This window comes from Spongiactinospora gelatinilytica, assembly GCF_003236385.1.
Classification (GTDB): Bacteria; Actinomycetota; Actinomycetes; order Streptosporangiales; family Streptosporangiaceae; genus Spongiactinospora; species Spongiactinospora gelatinilytica.
In genome coordinates this window covers 1-5,111 of record NZ_POUA01000464.1, presented here as the reverse complement: position 1 = coordinate 5,111, position 5,111 = coordinate 1, and the positions used below count along the sequence as shown (strand labels likewise).

Annotated in this window: 6 protein-coding genes and 1 pseudogene; 6 read left to right on the top strand and 1 reads right to left on the bottom strand. The window is 69.3% G+C overall.

Annotation, left to right across the window (positions count from 1 at the left end; all coding sequences use genetic code 11):
* Nucleotides 1-91: 91 nt before the first annotated feature.
* The 5 genes from C1I98_RS34800 (at nt 92) to C1I98_RS34780 (ending at nt 4,118) form a co-directional block, all read left to right on the top strand.
* The gene (locus C1I98_RS34800) at nt 92-1,060 is read left to right on the top strand and encodes an AraC-like ligand-binding domain-containing protein (protein WP_111171569.1); all 969 of its coding nucleotides are present in this window, start codon (nt 92-94) and stop codon (nt 1,058-1,060) included.
* Nucleotides 1,061-1,194: 134 nt separating this feature from the next.
* Nucleotides 1,195-1,584 (top strand): VOC family protein, encoded by a 390-nt coding sequence (locus tag C1I98_RS34795; protein ID WP_111171568.1) that lies wholly within the window; start codon nt 1,195-1,197, stop codon nt 1,582-1,584.
* Nucleotides 1,585-2,008: 424 nt separating this feature from the next.
* A complete protein-coding gene (locus tag C1I98_RS34790) occupies nt 2,009-2,728 on the top strand; it encodes an alpha/beta fold hydrolase (protein ID WP_233508438.1) in 720 nt (239 codons plus the stop codon).
* Nucleotides 2,729-2,889: 161 nt separating this feature from the next.
* The gene (locus C1I98_RS34785) at nt 2,890-3,378 is read left to right on the top strand and encodes a PadR family transcriptional regulator (protein ID WP_158558305.1); all 489 of its coding nucleotides are present in this window, start codon (nt 2,890-2,892) and stop codon (nt 3,376-3,378) included.
* Between the two features lie 17 nt (nt 3,379-3,395).
* Nucleotides 3,396-4,118 (top strand): siderophore-interacting protein, encoded by a 723-nt coding sequence (locus tag C1I98_RS34780; RefSeq protein ID WP_199537451.1) that lies wholly within the window; start codon nt 3,396-3,398, stop codon nt 4,116-4,118.
* 73 nt (nt 4,119-4,191) lie between these two features.
* Here the strand turns inward: C1I98_RS34780 and C1I98_RS45915 are convergent.
* Nucleotides 4,192-4,599 (bottom strand): annotated as a pseudogene (locus C1I98_RS45915) (Uma2 family endonuclease); the annotation flags it as partial.
* Nucleotides 4,600-4,894: 295 nt separating this feature from the next.
* Here C1I98_RS45915 and C1I98_RS34770 point away from each other — a divergent pair.
* Nucleotides 4,895-5,111: DUF4396 domain-containing protein (locus tag C1I98_RS34770; protein ID WP_146607824.1), on the top strand; the 217-nt coding region annotated here is incomplete at its 3' end.

Genomic DNA, 5,111 nt, shown 5'->3' with positions numbered 1-5,111 from the left:
GGGCTGACGGATGCGGACTACGCGGCGTTGCGGGATTGGGACGGTCGCTGAGGGGGTTTTGCCCTAGCATGCGCGCTGCGGGGTGATGTGAGTGACTGTTCTGATTCGGGCGAGCGACATACCGGCCGACGAGCGGCGTGATGCGTGGCGGGCCGTCGTAGGGGAGACGCTCGGGCCGCTGGATGTGCGGATCGCGCCCGGGATTCCGCTGGCCGGGCAGATCGACGGCGGGCGGCTGGGGTCGCTGTCGGTGGGGCGCGTACAGACGACCACTCCGCACAGCGTGCACCGTACGCCCCGGCTGATCCGCAAGGACAGTCCCGAGTTGTACCGGGTCGTGCTGACGGTGTCCGGAAGTGTGCTGGTGACACAGGGCGACCGGGAGGCGCGGCTCGGCCCCGGGGAGTTCGCCCTTTACGACTTCGCCCGGCCGTACGACATCGCGTACGAGTCCGAGGTGCGCCTCGCGGTGTTCAGCTTCCCGCACGACGCGCTGACGCTGGGCACCGGCGTGGTGGGACGGCTGACGGCCGTCACGTTCGCGCCCGAGGAGGGTACCGCCGCGCTGGCCGGGCCGTTCTTGCGCAGGGTGGCGGCCGACCTGGACACCTACCGGCCCGAAGGGGCGGCCCGGCTGTCCTCCGTGGTGACCGACCTGATCACGGCGGCCGTCGCCGAACGGGCCGGGCGCGAGGAGGGGCCGCCGGAGGCGGGGGCGCGGCGGCAGACGTCGTTGCTGAGCGTTCACGCCTTCATCGACCAGCACCTTGGCGACCCCGAGCTGAGCCCTGAGACCATCGCGGCCCGCCACCACATCTCGCTGCGGTACCTGCACCGGCTGTTCGAGGGCGAGGACACGACGGTGGCCGCGCTGATCCGCCACCGGCGGCTCGAACGCTGCCGCCGCGATCTCGCGGACCCCGCCATGCGCGACGTGAGCGTGAGCACCGTCGCCGCCCGCTGGGGCCTGCCCGACTCCGCGCACTTCAGCAGGGTTTTCCGGCGGGCGTACGGCGTGCCGCCGACCGACTTCCGGCGGAGTGCGCTGAACGGTCGATAGTGCATCGAACGTCAAACCGTCCGGCACGCGATGACAAGACCGGGGATTTCCCGGGCCGCGATACTCGAAGCACATCGAAGAGATCAACGGGATCACGAGATCAACGAGATCAGCGCGGAAGGAACCCCGACATCATGTCGCACACTATGTTCGTCAATCTGCCCGTCCAGGACGTCGAGCGCTCCAAGGAGTTCTTCACCAAGCTCGGTTTCCAGCTTTTCGGCATGGGTGATGAGATGGCCTCGGTGGTCATCAACGAACGCACCCAGGTCATGCTGCTGGCTGAGCCGGTGTTCGCCGGGTACGCCCGTAATGCCGTGGCCAAGCCGGCCGACAGCACTCAGGTGATCATGGTCATCGCCGCCGACGACCGCGAGGGCGTGGACGCCCTCTTCGAGAAGGCGGTGTCGGCAGGCGCCGAGCCCGTGGGCGATGCCCGCGAGTCCTTCGGCCGCTACCAGCGGGCCTTCACCGACCTCGACGGCCACCACTGGGAGGCCCTGTGCCTGGTACAGCCCGCCTGAACCCCTTCGACGGCTTCGCCGCTTCGGGCGGTGGCGGGTGAGATCACGTTTACGCAGGTCCTAGCGCTCGCCGGGTGTTCGATCCCACAAGATCCACCGCTGCCTGGACAGTACCCGGCGTCGCCGTTTTGGACGATGGCGAGCGGGTTGCCTTCGGCCGCGATTGGGATGTCGTGTCCGGTGTAGTCGGTGTGGGGGCCTTTGGCGGGCTTGGTGCTTCAGGTGTTTGCCGTTGGCTTGTCGCTGGGAAATGCTGGATCCGGTGCGGCCCGTGTGATGGTCATCAGTGAATTTGTCGCCTTGACTGCCATTTTTGGGAGGTGTTGTGACCGGTGTAGTCGGTGTCGAGCGCTATGGCGGGTTCGTCGCTTCGGCGGATGGTACGCGGATCGCCTTCGATCGGTACGGGTCGGAAGGCCCCGCCGTGATCCTTGTGCATGGCGCGATGACCGATCGCGCCCACCCCACGCTGCGCGAAGTGGCCGCCGCCCTCGCCCCCTGGTTCACGGTGGTGAACTACGACCGGCGCGGCCGGGGGGACAGCGGGGACACTCGGCCGTACGCGGTGGAGCGGGAGGTCGAGGACCTGGCCGCGCTCGTCGCCGAGGTGGGCGGGCGGGCCATGGTCTTCGGCGGGTCGTCGGGCGCGGCGCTGGCGTTGGAGGCGGCGTTGCGGCTGCCGGAGATCACCCGGGTCGCGGCCTGGGAGCCGCCGTACCGGGTGGTCGCGGACGCGCCCGCGCTGCCTGATGGCTTCGCCGCCCGGCTGGAGGCGCTGGTGGACGACGGACGGCCCGGTGACGCGGTGGAGGAGTTCATGGTCCGGGGAGCGGACATCCCGGCCGAGGCGGTGGCCGCCATGCGCGGCCAGCCGTTCTGGGAGGAGGCCGAGGCGATCGCCCGCACGCTGGCGTACGAGGCGGCGGTGGTGGGACCGGGCGGCGTACCGTCCGAACGGCTCGCTTCGCTCGGACGTCCCGCGCTCGTGCTCACGGGCCAGGACAGCCCCGCCTGGATGGTCGCGGCGGGCAAGGCGGTGGCCGCCATGATCCCCGGCGCGTCCTGCCGGGTGCTCGACGGGCAGGCGCACAACGTCAGCCCGGTGGCGCTGGCCCCCGAACTGCTGGAGTTCTTCAGCGGATAGGCCCGGTGGGCGGGACCGGCTGGGGCGTGGGCAGGTCGGGCACACCGGTGGCGCAGGCGGGCGTTCCATGTTTCGTGCGGTGTAGTCGTTTACTTCGTTATATCGTTCGATATAGCATTCGAGTCATGATGAATGCGAGACGTAACTCAGGAACCGGCCGGGTGGGACCCACCGGCCGGTTCTTCGGGCCAGGTGAGCTGCGATTAGCCGTGCTCGCGCTGGTCGTGGCCGAGGCCGGGCACGGATACCAGGTGATGAACCGCCTCGCTGAGCGGTTCAACGGCACCTACGAGCCCAGCGCCGGTTCGATCTACCCGACCCTCCAGATGCTGGAGGACGAGGGGCTGGTACGCGTGGAGGCCGGCGACGGCCGCAAGGTGTACCACGCCACCGATGCCGGGCGTGAGGCGGCGGCCGAGCACGGCGACGAGATCGAGCGGATGTGGTCGCGGGCCGCCAGCAGGAGCGAGTGGGGGATGTTCCGTGAGCCCGAGGCCGCGGAGATCATCGGCCCGGCGCTGCGCCTGGTCAAGTCGGCGGTGAAGACGCTGGTTCACGCGCACGGCGACCCTCGGGTCGTCGAGCAGATCCAGGCCGTGTTCGTCGAGGCCCGTACCCGGATCGAGCAACTGGACCCGAGGCGCCGATGAACCAGCGGGAGCGTGAGATGCCGGAGAAGCCAGATAGAGGGTCGTCCATCGCGATGGCGCTGCTGAGCCGGTTCCTGGTCACCGGTGAGGTCGCGGAAACCCAGTGGGTGGCGCCCCGAATGCGTTTGATCCGGATCCGCGGCGCGGAGCCGGCCGGGCTGCGATGGACGCCCGGCCAGCACGTACGGCTGATGCTGCGCACCTCGCTGCGCACGTACTCGATCTGGCGGCTCGACACGGCCTCGGAGTCGCTCGACCTGATCGGACACGACCACGGCGGCGACGGCCCCGGCACGACGTGGGTCCGGACGGTGACGGTGGGGCAGAAGATCCGGTTCACCCGCCCTCAAGGCCACTTCGTGCCCCACGACGAAGCCCGCTACCACCTGTTCGCCGGAGAGGAGACCGCCTCGGTGGCGTTCGGCGCGATGCTGTCGGCCATCCCGGAGTCGGCACCGGTGTACGGCGTGGCGGAGGCCGACCAGGCGGGCGACCACCTCGACCTTCCCCGCGAGCTGGTGCGGATCAACCGCAACGGCGCGTCCGCCGCGAGCTCGGCGCTACTGGTCAAGGCCGTCGCCGACCTCGACCTCCCGGACACCCCCGGCACCGCCTACCTCGCCGGCGAGGCCCGCACCATCCAGGCCATCCGCCGCCACCTCGTCCACGACCGCGGCTGGAACCGCAAGGACATCCGCACCAAGCCCTTCTGGACCCCCGGCAAACGCGGCCTCGACTGACCCCACCTTGCCCCGTCATCGGATTCGGACCTGCTGCTATCGGGTCCGAACTGGGCTGGGGGACGGGTGGCTCTTCACCCATCTTGACCTTGGTGACGGTGCGGTAGCCGTCGTCGCCGGGGTCGCTCCACAGGGTCACGGTCGGGGGCTCGGCGATGGGGTCGACCACGAGCATGAACGGCACGCCGCTCTTGGCGTAGATGACGGGTTTGTCCTCCCGGTCTTCGCGCACGCTGGATCGGGAGACGACCTCGGCCACGAGGACCAGGCCGTTGGAAAGGATCTCGTCCTCGCCCCAGCGTGGTGCGTCTTTCGGGCCTATCGCCAGATCGGGGATCAGCGGCTCGCAGGTGTGGGCGGTGCGGACGTCGAGGCTGGGCCACACTCGCCAGCCGCGCGCATCCGCCACTGGGCCGAGGAGCATTACGAGCAGGCTGATGATCCAGGACTGGCGGGGATCGCCCCAGCGGCTCACGATCACCCTGCCGTTGATGGACCTCGACGCGCATGTGCGGGTTGCGGGGGAGCGAGGCGACGAAACTCCAGGGCCGTCGTCGGGGCGCGAGCGGGAGCCGATGGGCCGCCCTGTCCCTGGGTGGTCAGGGAAATGGCTCCGCTGGTCATGGTGTGCTCCAATCGATTCGGATAGCCGTTGCCGTCACAGAAAGTATCGCATCAATCGCGCTGTGTTGCGAACGGTTCTTCGAAGGCCGATTGGGGGGTAGTGTCCGGGTTTATACCCCGTATAGGTATTTGGTCTTCGAGGAGTGATCCGGATGGCGGGTGGGCATGGGCATCGGGCGACGTGGGGGATGGCGGCGTCGGCGACGTTGCACTGCCTGACCGGGTGTGCCATCGGGGAAGTGCTCGGGATGGTGATCGGGACCGCGCTGGAGTGGTCGGATCTGGCGACGATCGTGCTGGCCGTGGTGCTGGCGTTCTTCTTCGGGTACCTGCTCACGGTGGTCGGGCTGCGGCGGGCCGGTGTGGGGG